The organism is uncultured Tateyamaria sp. (assembly GCF_947503385.1).
Taxonomy (GTDB): Bacteria; Pseudomonadota; Alphaproteobacteria; order Rhodobacterales; family Rhodobacteraceae; genus Tateyamaria.
Window position 1 is genome coordinate 1 of sequence record NZ_CANNDO010000001.1, and the last position, 16,297, is coordinate 16,297.

The 16,297-nt window shown below is 62.5% G+C and carries 18 protein-coding genes; 6 read left to right on the forward strand and 12 right to left on the reverse strand.

Annotation, left to right across the window (positions count from 1 at the left end; genetic code table 11):
- Positions 1-94: 94 nt before the first annotated feature.
- From Q1A85_RS00005 to Q1A85_RS00020, 4 genes are read right to left on the reverse strand one after another with little or no spacing between them, the layout of a single operon-like run.
- On the reverse strand, positions 95-1,066 hold the full coding sequence (locus tag Q1A85_RS00005; protein ID WP_299683774.1) for a D-glycerate dehydrogenase: 972 nt from the start codon (positions 1,064-1,066) through the stop codon (positions 95-97).
- Positions 1,066-1,953 (reverse strand): succinate--CoA ligase subunit alpha, encoded by an 888-nt coding sequence (gene sucD, locus Q1A85_RS00010; protein ID WP_299683776.1) that lies wholly within the window; start codon positions 1,951-1,953, stop codon positions 1,066-1,068. The genes Q1A85_RS00005 and sucD overlap by 1 nt, the downstream gene beginning before the upstream one ends.
- A complete protein-coding gene (locus tag Q1A85_RS00015) occupies positions 1,950-3,149 on the reverse strand; it encodes a malate--CoA ligase subunit beta (RefSeq protein ID WP_299683777.1) in 1,200 nt (399 codons plus the stop codon). The genes sucD and Q1A85_RS00015 overlap by 4 nt, the downstream gene beginning before the upstream one ends.
- 26 nt (positions 3,150-3,175) lie before the next feature.
- Positions 3,176-4,414, reverse strand: coding sequence for an aminotransferase class V-fold PLP-dependent enzyme (locus Q1A85_RS00020; protein WP_299683779.1), 1,239 nt, complete (start codon positions 4,412-4,414; stop codon positions 3,176-3,178).
- A 202-nt stretch (positions 4,415-4,616) separates the two neighbouring features.
- Between Q1A85_RS00020 and Q1A85_RS00025 the strand changes: the two genes are divergently transcribed.
- Entirely contained in the window at positions 4,617-5,261 is a 645-nt protein-coding gene (locus Q1A85_RS00025; protein ID WP_299683781.1) for a response regulator transcription factor, read from the forward strand.
- A gap of 100 nt (positions 5,262-5,361) precedes the next feature.
- Positions 5,362-6,339, forward strand: a complete 978-nt coding sequence (locus Q1A85_RS00030; RefSeq protein ID WP_299683782.1) for a CoA ester lyase — start codon at positions 5,362-5,364, stop codon at positions 6,337-6,339.
- Positions 6,340-6,449: 110 nt separating this feature from the next.
- Here Q1A85_RS00030 and rpsO read toward each other — a convergent pair whose 3' ends face one another.
- The 7 genes from rpsO to rbfA form a co-directional block, all read right to left on the reverse strand.
- Positions 6,450-6,719 (reverse strand): 30S ribosomal protein S15, encoded by a 270-nt coding sequence (gene rpsO / locus Q1A85_RS00035; protein ID WP_299683783.1) that lies wholly within the window; start codon positions 6,717-6,719, stop codon positions 6,450-6,452.
- Between the two features lie 151 nt (positions 6,720-6,870).
- Entirely contained in the window at positions 6,871-8,049 is a 1,179-nt protein-coding gene (locus Q1A85_RS00040) for a calcium-binding protein (RefSeq protein ID WP_299683785.1), read from the reverse strand.
- Between the two features lie 89 nt (positions 8,050-8,138).
- Positions 8,139-8,666: a DUF1643 domain-containing protein gene (locus tag Q1A85_RS00045; RefSeq protein ID WP_299683787.1), complete on the reverse strand. Its 528-nt coding sequence runs from the start codon at positions 8,664-8,666 to the stop codon at positions 8,139-8,141.
- An 84-nt stretch (positions 8,667-8,750) separates the two neighbouring features.
- Positions 8,751-9,254, reverse strand: coding sequence for a hypothetical protein (locus Q1A85_RS00050; RefSeq protein WP_299683789.1), 504 nt, complete (start codon positions 9,252-9,254; stop codon positions 8,751-8,753).
- A 163-nt stretch (positions 9,255-9,417) separates the two neighbouring features.
- Positions 9,418-10,323 carry a tRNA pseudouridine(55) synthase TruB gene (gene truB / locus Q1A85_RS00055; protein ID WP_299683791.1) on the reverse strand — a complete coding sequence of 302 codons (906 nt, stop codon included), beginning with the start codon at positions 10,321-10,323 and terminating at the stop codon, positions 9,418-9,420.
- Between the two features lie 59 nt (positions 10,324-10,382).
- Complete coding sequence (locus Q1A85_RS00060; protein WP_299683793.1) at positions 10,383-11,111, reverse strand: phosphodiester glycosidase family protein; 729 nt, start codon at positions 11,109-11,111, stop codon at positions 10,383-10,385.
- Positions 11,111-11,536 (reverse strand): 30S ribosome-binding factor RbfA, encoded by a 426-nt coding sequence (rbfA, locus tag Q1A85_RS00065; protein ID WP_299683795.1) that lies wholly within the window; start codon positions 11,534-11,536, stop codon positions 11,111-11,113. The genes Q1A85_RS00060 and rbfA overlap by 1 nt, the downstream gene beginning before the upstream one ends.
- 86 nt (positions 11,537-11,622) lie before the next feature.
- Between rbfA and dapB the strand changes: the two genes are divergently transcribed.
- Positions 11,623-12,438 carry a 4-hydroxy-tetrahydrodipicolinate reductase gene (gene dapB / locus Q1A85_RS00070; RefSeq protein ID WP_299683797.1) on the forward strand — a complete coding sequence of 272 codons (816 nt, stop codon included), beginning with the start codon at positions 11,623-11,625 and terminating at the stop codon, positions 12,436-12,438.
- A 108-nt stretch (positions 12,439-12,546) separates the two neighbouring features.
- Positions 12,547-12,903, forward strand: a complete 357-nt coding sequence (locus Q1A85_RS00075; RefSeq protein ID WP_299683799.1) for a dihydrodipicolinate reductase — start codon at positions 12,547-12,549, stop codon at positions 12,901-12,903.
- Between the two features lie 12 nt (positions 12,904-12,915).
- Here the strand turns inward: Q1A85_RS00075 and Q1A85_RS00080 are convergent, their stop codons facing one another.
- A complete protein-coding gene (locus Q1A85_RS00080) occupies positions 12,916-13,110 on the reverse strand; it encodes a DUF1674 domain-containing protein (RefSeq protein WP_299683801.1) in 195 nt (64 codons plus the stop codon).
- 61 nt (positions 13,111-13,171) lie between these two features.
- Between Q1A85_RS00080 and Q1A85_RS00085 the strand changes: the two genes are divergently transcribed.
- The gene (locus Q1A85_RS00085) at positions 13,172-14,467 is read left to right on the forward strand and encodes a transcription antitermination factor NusB (RefSeq protein ID WP_299683803.1); all 1,296 of its coding nucleotides are present in this window, start codon (positions 13,172-13,174) and stop codon (positions 14,465-14,467) included.
- Positions 14,468-14,542: 75 nt separating this feature from the next.
- Positions 14,543-16,291 (forward strand): heparinase II/III family protein, encoded by a 1,749-nt coding sequence (locus Q1A85_RS00090; RefSeq protein WP_299683805.1) that lies wholly within the window; start codon positions 14,543-14,545, stop codon positions 16,289-16,291.
- Positions 16,292-16,297: the final 6 nt, after the last annotated feature.

Here is a 16,297-nt window from a genome sequence, read left to right on the forward strand (position 1 = left end):
GAGCCAAACAGCTCCGGATCGCGGTCGGCCAGCGACCCAGTGAAAAATCCGTCAGTGCGGTGCGGCGCGTTCATGGAGGTCTCCTCGTTTTGGCTCAGGCCACGCGGTCGCGCGGGGCCGCGCCCGTGAAAAAGTCGTTGAGGTTGTCGAGCACGCGGAACCCCATGGCCTCGCGGGCCTCGCGGGTTGCGCTGCCCATATGAGGCAACATCACGAGGTTGTCGCATTGGGCGAGCATCGGGTGAACGTGCGGCTCTGCCTCGAACACGTCCAGCGCCGCACCCCCAATCGTGTCGAACATCAACGCCTGCGCAAGCGCCGTCTCGTTCACGACCTCACCACGCGCGGTGTTGATCAGAAAGGCATCCGGTTTCATCAGATCCAGCCGCGCGGAGTTGATCATATTGCGGTTCTCAGTCCCACCGGGGCAGTGGAGCGACACGAAATCGCAGCGCGGCAGCAGCGCCTCCAACGTGTCAACCTGACGGGCATTGAACTGCGCAAGAATGCCGGGATCGACGGGCGAGCGATTGTAGACCAGAACCTCCATCCCAAAGCCGTGATGCGCGCGGCGGGCCATTTGCTGGCCGATGCGGCCAAAGCCGACAATCCCAAGGGTTTTACCCGACACTTTGGTGCCGATCAGGTGGGTCGGACGCCAGCCCGACCAATCACCCGCCCGCAACTCGCGTTCCCCGTCGCCCGCGCGCCGTGCCACCATCAGCATCAGGGTCATGGCAAGGTCAGCGGTGCATTCAGACAGCACGTCGGGCGTGTTGGTGATGGCAATGCCCCGGCGGGTCGCGGCCGTCACGTCGATATGCGAAAAGCCCACGCCATAATTGGCCAATATCTTTGTCCGCGCCTTGGGCACGTCGAGGGCGTCGGCATTGATCTTGTCAGTCACGGTCGGCAGCACGGCATCATATTTGCCGATGGCTTCTCGGAATTCGGAAGGTGACAGGGGCCGGTCACTGCGGTTCGTTGCCACGTCGTAGGATTCGGCCAGCTTCTGTTCGACCACGGCGGGCCAGCGGCGGGTCAGAAGAACAGTTGGTTTCGCCATCACGCGGCCTCCATCGCAGTTGCAATTGTCTGTCCGATCACCGCCGGGTTTTCGGCAACGGTCACACCTGCGGCGGACAGAATTTCCACTTTTTCCGAGGCGCTTTCGCCAAAGGCCGAGATGATCGCGCCCGCGTGACCCATCGTGCGACCCTTGGGCGCGGTCAGGCCCGCCACATAGGCCACAACAGGCTTGGTCACATGGTCGCGAATATAATCGGCGGCTTCGGCCTCTTGCGGTCCGCCGATCTCACCGATCATGGCGATGACATGCGTGTCTTCGTCCTGTTCGAACCGTTCAAGAATGTCGCGGAACGATGACCCGTTGATCGGGTCACCGCCAATGCCGACGGACGTAGACACGCCGATCCCACGCTCCTTGAGCTGTGCCGCAGCTTCGTAGCCAAGCGTGCCGGACCGCCCGACAATGCCCACATGGCCCTGCAAATAAATATGGCCCGGCATGATGCCCAGCATCGCCTTGCCCGGGCTGATCGTTCCGGCGCAGTTGGGCCCGGTCAGGATCATCCGCCGGTCCTTGGGGTAGCGGTACATATAGCGTTTGACCCGGATCATGTCCTGCGCGGGAATGCCATCGGTGATGCAAACGCAATACTGGATGCCCGCATCCGCAGCCTCCATGATGCCGTCCGCGGCAAAGGGCGGCGGGACAAAGACCAGCGACGCCTCGGCGCCCGTCTTGTCGACAGCCTCTTCGACCGTGTCGAACACTGGCACCCCTTCGACGGTTTCGCCGCCCTTGCCGGGGACGACGCCGCCCACGACCTTGGTGCCGTATTGCAGCATGTCTTTGGTGTGAAACCGGGCCATTTTGCCGGTGATGCCCTGCACGATCACCTTGGTGTCGCGGTCCAAAAGGATGCTCATGATGCCACTCCCAATACGGTGCCCTGCAAGCGGTCGTTCTTCCATGCGCCCACGGCGCGTTCCGCCGCCTCGTTGAGTGTACCGGCCCGGATGATGGGCAGCCCGGACTGGGCGAGGATCTTTTGACCCGCTTCGACATTTGTGCCCGCCAGACGGACGATCACCGGAATTTCGATGCCAACCTCTTTCATCGCCTGTACCACGCCTTCGGCGACCCAATCGCACCTGTTGATCCCGGCAAAGATGTTCACGAGGATCGCCTGCACATTCTTGTCCGACAGCACGAGGCGAAACGCCTTGGCCACGCGTTCGGGTGTCGCCCCACCCCCGATATCAAGGAAATTGGCTGGCTCGCCGCCCGCCAGTTTGATCGTGTCCATCGTGGCCATGGCAAGACCCGCACCGTTCACGATACAGCCGATGTTTCCATCCAGACCCACATAGCTGAGGCCGCGGTCCGCCGCCCGGCTTTCACGTGGGTCTTCCTGCGATTTGTCCCGCAGTTCGGCCACGTGGGGATGCCGGAACAGGGCATTGTCGTCAAAGGTCATCTTGGCGTCCAACGCGATGACGCGGCTGTCGGTGGTGATGACCAGCGGGTTGATCTCAACCATGGTCGCGTCAAGTTCCGTGAAGGCCCGGTAACAGCCTTGCAGCGTGCGCACCATCTGCTGGATCAGACCAGCCTCGATGCCCAGTTTGAACGCGATCTGGCGACATTGAAATTCGCGGAGGCCCACCGCTGGCTCAACAATGGCGCGCACGATGCTGTCGGGTTTGTTGGCCGAGATATCCTCGATCTCCATTCCGCCTTCGGCACTGGCCACGATCATCACACGTTGGGAGGACCGGTCGAGCACGAAACCGAGATAAATCTCGCGGTCAATCGGCACGGCAGCCTCGACATAGACGCGGTAGATGCCTTTGCCCTCTGGCCCGGTCTGGTGCGTGACCATCTTCTGGCCGAACATGCCTTCGGTCGCGTCCTGAATTTCGACATCGCTGTCACAGACTTTGACCCCACCGGCCTTGCCACGACCCCCGGCGTGTATCTGCGCTTTGACCACCCAGCGTTCGCCACCCAGCTCGCGGGCGCGATAAGTGGCCTGTTCCGGGCTGTAGGCCAGTGCGCCGTCGGGAACGGTGACGCCGAAATTCGCCAAGACTTCCTTGGCCTGGTATTCGTGGATGTCCATTTGCGCTCCTCCCAAAGCGTGCGTGATCACTCGGCGGCGATTGCCTGTCCGTAGTGGCGGCCAAGCGCGGCATCGACCGCTGTCTGGTCGACGGTCGCACCCAGATCGCGCATCGCCTGCGCAAAGCGGGTGACGATATCGCTGATCGCTGTCTGGTTCAGCAGGTTGAGGATGCCGATGCGGACCTGAACGGGCTCAGAAAGGGTCGGCCAGATGCCAAAATTCTGCGCCCGGCAATGCTGCACCAGTTCCATCTCGCGGCCCGCCATGGACTTGGGCAGATCAAGGACAATCAGCGAAGTCATATTGGAGGTGACGTCACACCCCATTGCCGTCAGCGCGTCACGCAACGCGCCCTCGTGAAAGGCGTAATCCTTGGCCCGCTGGGCAACGGTTTGCTGCAACGTGATGCGCAGCGCCTCGTGAAAGGCGGCAACGGCATAGGCGGAATGGGTGCGGTGATACGTGCCCTTTTCGACGTCTTCGCCGCCCACGATGCCCCAGTGCCGCGCCTCAAGGATGGGGTGGTGTACAAAGGTGCGCGTGCCCGTGGACTTGAGCGTTTCGATGTAGTGGTCGGTAAAGGATACGGGCGCGTATGTGAGCGGCAGACAGCAGATGCCTTTTTGCGGGCAGGACGCCCAGCCATGGACACCGGGGAAATCGTCGATGCGAAAGTCTTCGACGCCAAGGCTGGACACGGCATCGACAAGTCCCATCGCGCCATGTTTCTCGCACGCGTCCGAAAAGCCGCGGATGTCGTTGATCCGGCCAGAGCCGGTTTCCCAATGCGCCATCGCTGCCCATTTTGGTTTGTGCTGGGCTAAGGCCGCGTCGACAATGTCGCCGGTCACAGACTGGCCGTGCGGGACGTTGACGATAGTGACGCTGGCGGCTTGCGGGTCGAGCGCATTGGCGGCGAGTTCTTCTGCCGTCGCCGCCTTCATCCGCACGGTCAAACCGTCGATGCCTGAAAATGTGCCATTCACGAACATCACGACGGTGTCGCCGGGCATGACCGCGCTGAACATCATATCCAGACCAGACCAGCCGGTGCCCGCCACGCCAAAGGTGTGAACGTTGCGGGTGCCCATCACGTCACGCAGCATTTGCTTGCATTCAACCATGCCGCGCAAGACGTCAGGGTGCATGTGATCCGCCATCCCCGCGCTGGCAAAGCGCGCCATGACCCGCGCATCGGTATTGCCCGGACCGGGCCCGGCTGCGATGGTTTCCGGGATGGTCAGCTGTGGGTGGATGGTCATTTTGTGGTCTCCCCTGATCGGTGCGGCGCCGTTTTTGCGGCGGTTGGCTCAAATTACGGGCGGCCTGAAAACGCACAACGCCACTTACTCCTGCTTTTGGGTATCTATTTGGGTGGGAAAATACCTACCCATATTGCTAAAAATGCCATAGTATACCGAAAATACCCCCACCCAAATGGGTGGTTAATTCGGATTAACCATTATGAATCAAAGCATTAACCCAACCGAAGGTCCGATTGGCATCATGCTCGCGGACAGCAATCCGCTGGTTCTCTCCGCCCTGTCAGAGTTGATAGACCGCGACCCGCGATTCTCTCTTGTCGCGACATCAGCCACCGCCGAAGGGTTTTTGGGCACGGTCATGCGGGTGCCGGTGCAAATCGGCGTCATCAACTGGAACCTGCCCGCTTTGGGCGGTGCAAAGCTGATCGAGGTGCTGCGCGATCAGGCGACCGCACCGCGTATCGTCGTCTATGCCGAAGATACCGGCGATCTGCCCCGGCTGGCGATGACAGCCGGTGCCGCCGCCTTTGCGCCCCGTTCCACCGCTGCGGAAACGCTGCTGGAGACTTGCGTGGACGTCGCTGCGGGCAAGATGGTGTTCCCCTTTCTGGACGTGCGCGAATTGCAGTCCGACCCGATCCACCAACTGTCTCGCAAGGAACGTGTCATCCTCGAAGCCTTGTCCAAAGGCCTGACCAACCGCGAACTGGCCAAAGAGTTGGAGATTTCGGCCAATACGGTGAAGTTTCACCTGTCCAATCTCTACGAAAAATTGTCGGTCAAGAACCGGGCACAGGCCATCGCATTCTACTATTCGTCGCGCCTCGCGCTCGAAGACAGGTAGCCGTCGGTATACCCAGATAGACTCAAAGAGTTCTTGACATAATCGTTCGACGCAAACCCTTTTGGCGCAACATTGTTACCGTCAAGAAAGGCCCGAACAGATGTCATTCCACCCGATCGAACAAGCCCCCGGGCGCCTCAACCGCTCTGAATTGGCCGTGCCGGGCAGCCAACCGCAAATGTTTGAAAAGGCAGCGCAATCTGACGTCGATGTCATCTTTCTGGATCTCGAAGACGCTGTCGCGCCAGACGAAAAGGAACAGGCCCGCAAGAACATCATCAAGGGCCTGAACGAGATCGATTGGGGCACAAAATCCATGTCGATCAGAATCAACGGGTTGGACACGCATTACATGTATCGCGACGTGGTGGACATCGTGGAACAGGCCGGTGAACGGCTCGACCTGATCATGATCCCCAAGGTCGGCACCGCGGCAGATGTCTATGCTGTCGACATGATGGTGACCCAGATTGAGGACGCCAAAGGCCTGAAGAAACGGATCGGGTTCGAGCATATCATTGAGACGGCGCTGGGGATGCAGAACATCACCGAAATCGCCGCCGCGTCCAAGCGCAATGAAAGCCTGCATTTCGGGGTCGCGGACTATGCCGCATCGACCCGCGCACGCACCACTGTCATCGGCGGCGTAAACGAAAACTATGCGGTGCTGACCGATCCCGACGACACCGGCCAGCGCGCGACGCATTGGGGCGATATGTGGCACTACGCCCTAGCGCGGATGGTCGTCGCGGCCCGTGCCAACGGTCTGCGCCCGATCGACGGTCCGTTTGGCGATTTTCAGGACGCGGATGGCTACCGGGCGGCGGCCTACCGGGCGGCGGTTCTTGGGTGCGAGGGCAAGTGGGCCATCCACCCCAGCCAGATCGCACTGGCCAACGAGGTGATGAGCCCGTCCGAGGCCGAAATCACCAAGGCGCAACGCATCCTCGAAGCGATGGCGCAGGCCGAAGCGGAGGGTAAGGGCGCAGTGTCGCTGGACGGTCGATTGATCGACTATGCCTCCATCCGTCAGGCCGAGGTGCTGGTGGAAAAGGCAAAGCAAATCGCCGGGGGCTGATGCCCTTTTTTGAGCAAGCCCTGACCGCCACGCCGTCGGCGCACCGCTAAACGAAAAAGGCCGCGCCCATCCCGGCGCGGCCTTTCCGTGTTCCAGAGTGGTCGTTGGCCTTAGCGCCGCAGACCCAGACGTTTGATGAGGTCGGTGTAACGCGCCTCGTCTTTTGCCTTGAGATAGTCCAGCAATTTGCGGCGTTGTGCCACCATCTTGAGCAGACCGCGACGACCGTGGTTGTCTTTCTTATGGGTCTTGAAATGCTCTGTCAGCGTTGCGATGCGCGAGCTGAGGATTGCGACCTGAACCTCGGGCGAACCGGTGTCGCCTTCTTTGGTCCCATAGTCTTTCATCACTTGTGCTTTGGCTTCTGCAGTGATCGACATCGGAATCTCCTTATCCGTTAGAGTTCAAAGACGCCGCCGGCCGGGATGTCGTCCAGCACGGGGCCATGGGTCCCGATCACATCGGGATGCGCGCGTATAGAAGGGAATCGGCGGGAACGCAAAGGGTAATTCGCGCGACGATGATCACCGGTCAGGCGGGTGCGATGCCCGACGCCTGCGCGAGGCTGAGCGGCATCAGAACCACGTCGCTGGGCGCGAGGTCTGCGGCGTTGAACACGTTGGCCACGGCCACGCCGTCCATCATCACTTGGGCCGTCGTCGGATTGTCCGGATCGGCCTGCACCGTAATCTCGGGGGCGTCGTCCGCGTCGTCATAGACCAACAGGATGTTGTCGTCTGCGGCGCTGAAATCCATGATGCTGGCGGCGGCACCCGCGTCGATCCAGTCGCCCAGAACAATGCTATCCGCCCCGTCGCCGGCCGTCACAATATCGTCATTGCCCGCAATGATCACATCGTCGCCGCTGCCCCCATTGAGGAAGTCGGCACCGTCCAAATCGTCCAGCGTTGCGGTGTCAGCATCGTCCACGACACCATTGATCAGGTCATTGCCCCACCCGCCAAACAGGCTGTCCATGCCTAGGCCGCCAGCCACTGTGTCGTTGTCGAGCCCGCCATGCACCGCATCGTTACCATCGCCGCCATCCAGCACGTCCTGACCAGCAGAGCCCTGCAACGAGTCATCGCCCGCTCCGCCGTTCAGCGTATCTTCGGAGTTGTTGCCAAACAGGACGTCATCGCCATCGCCGCCGTTCACGACATCGTTGCCGTCACCGCCATGCAGAGTGTCGTCGCCATCAAGCCCATCAAGCGTGTCATAGCCATCATCGCCAAAAATCACATCCGCTGTTGCAGCCCCAGCCAGCACGTCATCGCCAGTCGTGCCAAAAGGCACGTTCGGCGGATCGGATACGTCCGGTGTGTCAGGCGTATCCGGCAGATCGGCAACGTCGACATCATCCACAATGTCGGTCACGAACGGACCGTCAGGCAGGATGGCATCCGGACCACCGCCGGTTTCAGGTACAAAAACCAACTTTTCGTCGGCTTCGGCGTCTTTTTCCGACGGCACGTCGCCTTCGGCAGTGTCCTGCGCAACTACGTCATCGTCCGCCACCTCAGTGGGCTGGCCAAAGTCCGGTAAGGACAGGTTCAGGGCGTCGGCGATGTCCGCAATCGGCTCCGCCTCTGTGTCCTGATCCTCGACATTGTCATTTTCGGCCTCAGCGTTTTGCGACGCCGTCCCGATTTCGAGAACGCCGACCGTGCCCGCCGCCATTAACCCCATCAAACCTGCAAGCCACAACATCGCTGCCAAACCTCATCACAAGACGCACCACCACACCGTGCATCTACTGCAATGAGGAGAACAAACACAAAACAAATCCAAGGGCTTGGTTAACCGACCATGTCCCTGCGCGGGTCCCAACGCACTGGTGTTTGGGTGTAGGCGATATAGAGCGGATGCTTGGGGTGGCCCGCCTTGCCGAGACCCAAATGAAACAGCGGCTTGCCGCAGTCCATCAGCAGTGCGCGCACCGCATCACCCCGGTTCAGATGCGCGCCGTGGGTGCCCCAAGCGGCCACCACATCATCCGCCCAGACCGCGCACGCGCGGATCGCCGCATCATTTCCCGGTCCAACAGGATCGACCGCGGCGCGCATCGCCTTTGGATCGGTGTCGCGCCACGCAAAGATATTGGTCACTGCAAAACTGCCATATCCAAGCGCGCGCGCACGGCGTTCGCAGCGTTCGACCGTCGGGTCGTTCTGCACCTCGGTCGCGGTGGAGGGGTTGAGCATGACGAAATTCACCTTGCGCCCCTCGGGTGCCCACACGCGTGTCAGGCTGTAACGGTAGCGTTCGCAGGGCGAATAGATCGCGGTCGAGGGCGCATCGCCTTTGGTGTGATTGCGAGTGATCATGGTCCGGTGTCATGCCAGCGGCGCGGCAGAACGGCAAGAGCCGCCCACGCGTGGCAAGGGCGGCGCTGATCATGTGGTGCGGTGTTATTCGGCAGGAACGCCGGCCGGGGTGCGGCGCAGGGTCAGGACGGCGCCCTTGGCCTCCATGATGGCTGCGGCAATCAGGGCGTAGACGATGTGCCCCCACAGCGCGACCCAAGTGATCCCGGTAAAGCCGAGGAACGGTTTGTTGCCGGTCACAAGATGCGCCATGACATAAAGGGCAAAGACCCAGAGCGCGACACCGTAGGCAACAGCAGTGGCCGACCAGTGCAAGCGCGGCATCACCGCTTGCTGAAGAGGACGGGCAATCGCGAACCAGCCGACCGCATAAAAGACGAGGCCGGTCAGGGCGTGCAGGAGGTAGGCGGCACCCGACGGATTGGCGCCGAAGATTGCCTTGATCGACGCCCCGGCAAGGCCAACAGGGGCCAGCTTTGCAAAGCCGAAGAGCGGGCTAAGCGCTTGGCCAAAGACGTCAAAGGCGATGGTGGCAAAGGCACCGGCTGTCAGGACAATACCGGCGGTCTGAAGATGTGTGCGTGTCATGGTCTGTCTCTCCCTGTGGGGCGTGTCGTTTCGTGATGAGACATATGTGGACTGATCGGTTCCAAATAGAAACCCCGCTCACGCAGCGCTGATCAGGCGGCGCGGTTTTGTAACATTTGGGGCAGGTGGTGACGGTCAACAGCGCCGCAGCGGGCGGCAATTGTTACAGGTTAAAGACCCGCGCAGGGTGCAGTTCACCGGCCTTGTAACGACCCACGGCCACCGGAACACCGTCCAGTGAGGCCCACGCCTCGTCCCCGTATTCCACGTCGCTGGCCAACACCATACCGGGATTGCCGTTGCGCATCCGCACGGCCCCTTCGGGTGTGGCGCGCAGTTCGGGCAGATCGGCAAGGCCTTCGGCAACGGGACGCAGATGGGTGTCCAGCGCGGGACTGTGTGCCATGTCTTCGATCTGGTCGTAGGTGAGGCCGTCGGACGCCTCGAACGGACCGGACCAGATGCGGCGAAGGCGCAACACATGCCCATAGCATCCCAGCGCAGCCCCCAGATCACGCGCAATCGACCGGACATAGCCGCCTTTGCCGCAGACCATCTCAAGTTCGACATGATCGGGGTCGGGGCGGTCGGTCATCACCAGTTCCTCGACCCAAAGCGGACGGGCCGCGATCTCGACCTCTTCGCCATCGCGGGCCAACTTGTAGGCGCGTTGACCGCCGATCTTGACGGCGGAGAACTTTGGCGGGACCTGCTGGATGTCGCCCACAAACGCGCCAAGCGCGGCCTTGATTTGCGCATCCGTCGGGCGGATTTCAGAGGCGGCGATGATTTCGCCTTCGGCATCGTCGGTATTGGTGGCTTGCCCCAAGCGCACGGTGAACCGATACGCCTTGAGCGCATCCGTGACATACGGAACCGTCTTGGTGGCCTCACCCAGCGCCACAGCCAATACACCGGTGGCCTCGGGGTCCAGCGTCCCTGCGTGCCCTGCCTTTTTGGCCTGTAGTGCCCAACGCACCTTGTTCACCACCGCCGTGGAGGTCAGGCCAGCGGGTTTGTCCACCACCAGCCAACCAGAGATATCGCGTCCTTTGCGGGAGCGGCCCATGCCATGCCACCTGTCGTTGCTTGCAAGGCCCGCCGCCTATCGCGGGCCATGCGCCCTTGTCAATCGGCGGGCGTCACGGTGCCAATGATCGGCCCAAGCGAAAAGCCAAAATCGCTGCGGTCGAGATCCGGCGCATAAAGCCGGGAGATATTGCCGTCGAGGAACAGCGCATTGGGCAGATCAAGGTGATCGCGAAAAAGCGAGCCGAACTCGTGGAACGTCACTGCATTATTTGAAATCGCAAATACCGCGCGTTGGCCGTCTGGCGTGGTGCCAACCCCGTTGCGCACATAGCGCGAGGTGCTGTCGACCAGAAACCGGGGATGCAATGCGCCATCGATCACCAGCATTGGACCGGACTGTGTCGCGTAGGCACAATCTGGCGCCGTTTCGACAAAACGCAGGGTCTCAAAGACGTCCGCCCGCCCATCGCGAAGGCACAGCACCCCATTCGGCAGCAGACCAAAATTGCCGGGCCCCGCGTTCGGGATCACGCGCATGACCTCTTTGCCATCCTCGACATAGTGCCCCACGGGCGCGCGGTCGTCGTGATACATGCCCGCGTTCATCGCAAATCCAAGACGCGCACCATCCGCGCGCAAGTTGCGGTCGATCGCGCTGAACTGCCCATAAGGCGCGCCGTCGTCGTCATAGAGGAACAGCCGAAGCTCTTCTTGTGCAGGCAGCACGGTGCACAGCGTATAGCTGTTGCCCTCATAGCGGACGTCCTCGCAGGTCGCCGCCAGCGCGGGCGTCGCCCAGAGCAACAGCGCCGCAAGCAACCGCATCAGTCCTGCGTATCCCGGGACACGTCTTCGTCGCGCGCCACATCCTCTCGCACGACATCCTGTTCAAACAAGCGCCGCGTGTCGTCCATGCGGTCGAATGTCTGATCCAGTTGAAAGCGCAGATCGGGCGCGAATTTCAGCGTCAGCTTTTTGGACACCGCACGGCGCAGCTCGCCCTTGTTGCGCGCCAGCAGCTTGAGCACATCGTCCTGCCCTTCGCCGCCTAGGGGTAGCACATAGGCCGTCGCGATCTTGAGATCGGGGGACGTACGCACCTCACCCACTGTGATCGACATGCGATTGAGGTCGGGGTCGTGCACGTCGCCACGCGCCAGCACATCGGCCAGCGTGCGCCGGATCAGTTCGCCCACGCGCAACTGCCGCTGAGAGGGGCCGGGCCCGTCATGAAACTTGTTCTTTGCCATCGCCCCCATCTAAGCAGTCCCCTGCCCTTTGCCAAGCAAAGCGTGGCACGCTAGGACAGCGAAACATCGCCAAGAGGAAGACGCACATGTCAGACGGGATCGGGATCGTGGTGGCCGGAGCATCGGGCCGCATGGGACAAATGTTGATCGAGACGATCACCGCCAGCGACGCGGCTCATCTGGTGGGCGTGCTGGAACGGCCCGGCCACGACTGGATCGGCCGCGATCTGGGTGAGGTGCTGGGTGGCAAGCCATCGGGCGTGATGGTCTATGACGACGCGCTAGAGCCAATGGCGCGGGCGCAGGCGGTGATCGACTTTACCGCACCAGAGGCCACCATCGCGCTGAGCCATGTGGCCGCGCAGGCCCGCGCCGTGCATGTGATCGGCACCACCGGCATGACTGACGATGAGATTGCAGCGCTTGAACCCGCGTCGCGCCACTGTGCCATTGTGCGCGCTGGCAACATGAGTTTGGGCGTGAACCTGTTGGTGCAGCTGACAAAACGCGTCGCCGCCGCTCTGGACGAGGATTTCGACATCGAAGTGATCGAGGCGCACCACCACCACAAGGTCGATGCCCCGTCGGGCACGGCGTTGATGCTGGGAGAGGCCGCAGCAGAGGCGCGCGGGGTCAAGTTGTCGGATGTCCGCGATTCGGGGCGCGACGGGATCACCGGCGCGCGCAATCGCGGCCACATTGGCTTTACCGCGATCCGCGGTGGCGACATCGTGGGCGAGCATGACGTCTTGTTCGCGGCCCCCGGCGAGCGCATCGTGCTGCGCCATCTGGCAACGGATCGCGGGATCTTTGCCAGGGGCGCGCTCAAGGCGGCGCTCTGGGCGCAGGGCAAGGCGCCGGGTCAATATGATATGGTCGATGTGCTGGGCTTGCGCGATTAACGCGGCGTTCACCTGCCGCAGAATGTCCTTTTTTTGACCCAACGGGTGAACCGATCTGCTGCTATCCACGTAGCTGTATTGAGTATCTGGTTCAAAGGGGTTGAACACATGCGTCTGTTCGTTGCCGCAATCGCTGCTGCCATGGCAGTGTCCACACCTGCGCTGGCCGATCTGAAAAAGGTCGAAAGCCAGCAGGAATTCGTCACATTGGTGAAGAACAAGACACTGACGCGCCCCCTCATCAAGTTGCAGGTGTCACCTGATGGTCGCATCGCGGGCCGCGGCGCGCGTTGGGATGTCGAAGGGTCATGGTCGTGGCAGGACGGCTATTTCTGCCGTGACCTGTTCTGGGGCGGAGATGCGCTGGGGTATAATTGTCAGGAAGTGCAGGCAACGCCCGATGGCCGGATCAAGTTCACATCTGACAGGGGTGCGGGCGATAGTGCAATGTTCCGCCTGCGCTGAACGCCCCTGCGGTCAAAAGTCGATCGCGAGTCCCTTTTTCTCCCAATCGCCATAACGCACAGGCTCGGGCCCATCGCGGCCACCAAGCTCTGTGGGCAACGACAGCTCTTCTTTGGCCTTGCGGCGTGCTGCGGCCTCGGCCAGCGCGCGCTTCGCAGCGGGCGGCAGATCGGGGGTTTCGGCGTTGTCGGTCTTTTCCGTTGTCATACCCCCTGATATACGGCGCGCCTTGGCTCCGGCAAGCGGGCCCGACTGGAAAGAATGACGCATGAGCAAACCCGCCCCATCCGGCCCGCGTGACATCGGCGTGCCTGCGCGCCGCAGCGCGATCTACCTGCTTGATCAGATCATGGGTGAGGGCAAGCTGATGGCAGAACTGTTGGCCTCTGGCACACTGGACCGGCTGGAACCTGACGACCGCGCCCGCGCGCAACGGTTGGCGACGGAAACGCTGCGCGGCCTCGAACGGGCCGACCGCATTCTGCAAAGACACCTGCAAAAGCCGCCGCCCCTGCACGTGCGCAATGCGCTGCGCGTCGGCACCGTGGAACTGTGTCAGGGCGAGGCCGCGCACGGCGTGGTCAACGCCATGGTCAGCATCGTGGGCAAGCACAAGCGCTACGGTACGCTCAAAGGGCTGACAAATGCGGTGCTGCGCAAGGTAACCGACAGTGGGCCGGAGCAATGGGCGACGCTGCGCGTGCCGCGTTTGCCGAAATGGCTGCGGGGTCCCTTGGTGACCGCGTGGGGGCCAGAGGTCATGGCGGGCATTGAGGCTGCACATTTCGCCGGGGCACCGCTCGACTTGACCGCGCAAAGCGATGCGGACGCCGTCGCGGCACAGGTGGGCGGCACGGTCCTGCCCACAGGATCGGTCCGTTTGAATGCCCCGTCACAAGTGTCGGCCCTGCCCGGCTTCAACAGTGGCGATTGGTGGGTGCAGGACGCCGCCGCCGCGATACCCGCCCGCATCCTCGCGCCGCAACGCGGGGAGAAGGTGCTGGACCTGTGCGCGGCTCCGGGCGGCAAAACGCTGCAACTGGCTGCCGCGGGGGCGGATGTAACTGCGCTCGACATCTCCGAAGGACGGATGGAGCGAGTGCGTCAGAACCTGATCCGCACCAAATTGACCGCCGAAGTGGTGGTGCAGGACGCGCTGGAGGCGACAGGTCAGTATGACGCCATCTTGCTTGACGCGCCCTGTTCGGCCACAGGCACGATGCGCCGCCACCCCGACCTGCCCTATGCCAAGGACGGGTCGGAATTCGCCCAGCTTATCGCGTTGCAGGCGCAGATGATCGACCATGCGGTCACCCTGCTGAAACCCGGCGGGCGCATGGTCTTTTGCACCTGCTCGCTTTTGCCGGACGAGGGCGAGGTACAGGCCGAAGAGGCGTTGGAGCGCCATAAAACCCTGAGCATCGAACGCACCGCACTGGACCGTCCCGGCATCGATCCCGCATGGATCACCGAAGAAGGCGGGCTGCGCCTGCGCCCCGACCACTGGTCCGATTTGGGGGGGATGGACGGGTTCTATATCGCGATGCTGCGCAAGGCGGGCTGAGAAGGCGTGACTTGATCCGGGGCGCACGCTAGAGTGCCGCGAAAAGCGCCACCAAGACGCATTGAGGCAGTGTCGATGTCCACCCGCTCCGGGTTTGCCGCCCGCAAAGCCAGGTTTCTGAACCGTTGGCACGCCCGCCGCGCGACCAAAGCGCCGGCGGCCACGGCATTTATTTCAGCACCCGAACCGCGCACCATCGGCAGTTTCGCCAAGGGGCGGCAATTGGTGGCCGGAAACTACCTGTTTGCAGGCGCTTTGATCGAAGCAAAGGGCAGTGTGATCTGGGATGTGTCTGCCCCGGACCGCGCCTATACCAATGCGATTCATGGGTTCTCGTGGATGGATGACCTTGCCGCCGTGGGGGACCCATCGACGCGCGCGCTGGCGCAAGAGTGGCTCTGGGCGTGGATTGATCGGTTTGGGCGTGGCAATGGACCGGGCTGGACGCCGGACCTGACGGGGCGACGCCTGATCCGTTGGATCAACCACGCGTTGTTCGTGCTGCGTGGGCAGGAATCCGCGCAGACCGACGCGTTCTTTCAATCGCTGGCGCAACAGACCCGGTTCCTGTCGCGCCGGTGGCACGCCGCAGCGCCCGGCCTGCCACGGTTCGAGGCGCTGACCGGGCTGGTCTATGCGGGCCTGTCGCTGGAGGGGCTTGAGGATTTGGCACAACCCGCCATCGCGGCCCTTGCGCAGGAATGTGCCCGACAGATCGACGCCCAAGGCGGCCTGCCCACCCGCAACCCCGAAGAGTTGCTGGAGGTGTTCACCCTGCTGACATGGGCGTCCGCAGCGTTGAACGACGTGGGCAAAGCGACACCCGCCGCGCATCTGGCCGCCATTGAACGGATCGCCCCGACATTGCGGACGCTGCGCCATGCGGATGGCAGCCTCGCCCGGTTCCACGGGGGTGGGCGCGGGCAGGAAGGGTGGCTGGATCACGCGTTGGCCGCATCCGGCATCAAGAGCAGCGCGCCGGATGGGCTGTCCATGGGCTTTGCCCGGCTAAGCGCGGGACGGACATCCGTGATCATCGACGCCGAAAAACCACCCAAACCCGAGGCAAGTTTCAATGCGCACGCCTCGACACTTGCGTTCGAGCTGACATCCGGGCGGCGGCCCTTGATCGTCAACTGCGGATCGGGGGCCAGTTTCGGCGCCGATTGGCGGCGCGCAGGCCGTGCCACGCCGTCGCATTCGACCCTGTGCCTTGACGGCTATTCCAGTGCCCGGCTAGGCCCCGCTGAACGACGCACCGCGCGCGAAGCCTTGGTGGATACGCCGACCCACGTGCCGATTGAGGTGAGCCATGCCCCGGACGGATTGCGGTTTCAGGGTGGCCATGACGGCTATATCAAGACGCACGGGCTGACCCATGCACGCCAGTTGGAAATGACGTTCGACGGGCGCGGGATGGCGGGCGAGGATATCCTGCTGGCCATGGAGGACGCCGAAAAACGGCTTTTTGACCGGGCGATGGACGCCCACAAGCTGGCCGGTATTCCGTTCGACATCCGGTTCCACCTGCACCCCGAAGTGGACGCGGAGGTCGACCTTGGCGGCGCGGCTGTGTCCATGGCGCTCAAGAGCGGTGAGATCTGGGTGTTCCGCCATGATGGCACGCAATCGCTGGAGTTGTTGCCAAGCGTTTTTCTGGAGAAAGGCCGCCTGAAACCCCGCGGCGCATTGCAGATCGTGCTGTCCGGGCGCGCGCTCAGCTATGCGACGCGGGTGCGCTGGTCCTTGTCCAAGGCGCAGGAAACTGCCATTGGCATCCGCGACCTAGCCCGCGAAGAGCCGGGCCATGTATTCGAAGACTAGGACCTG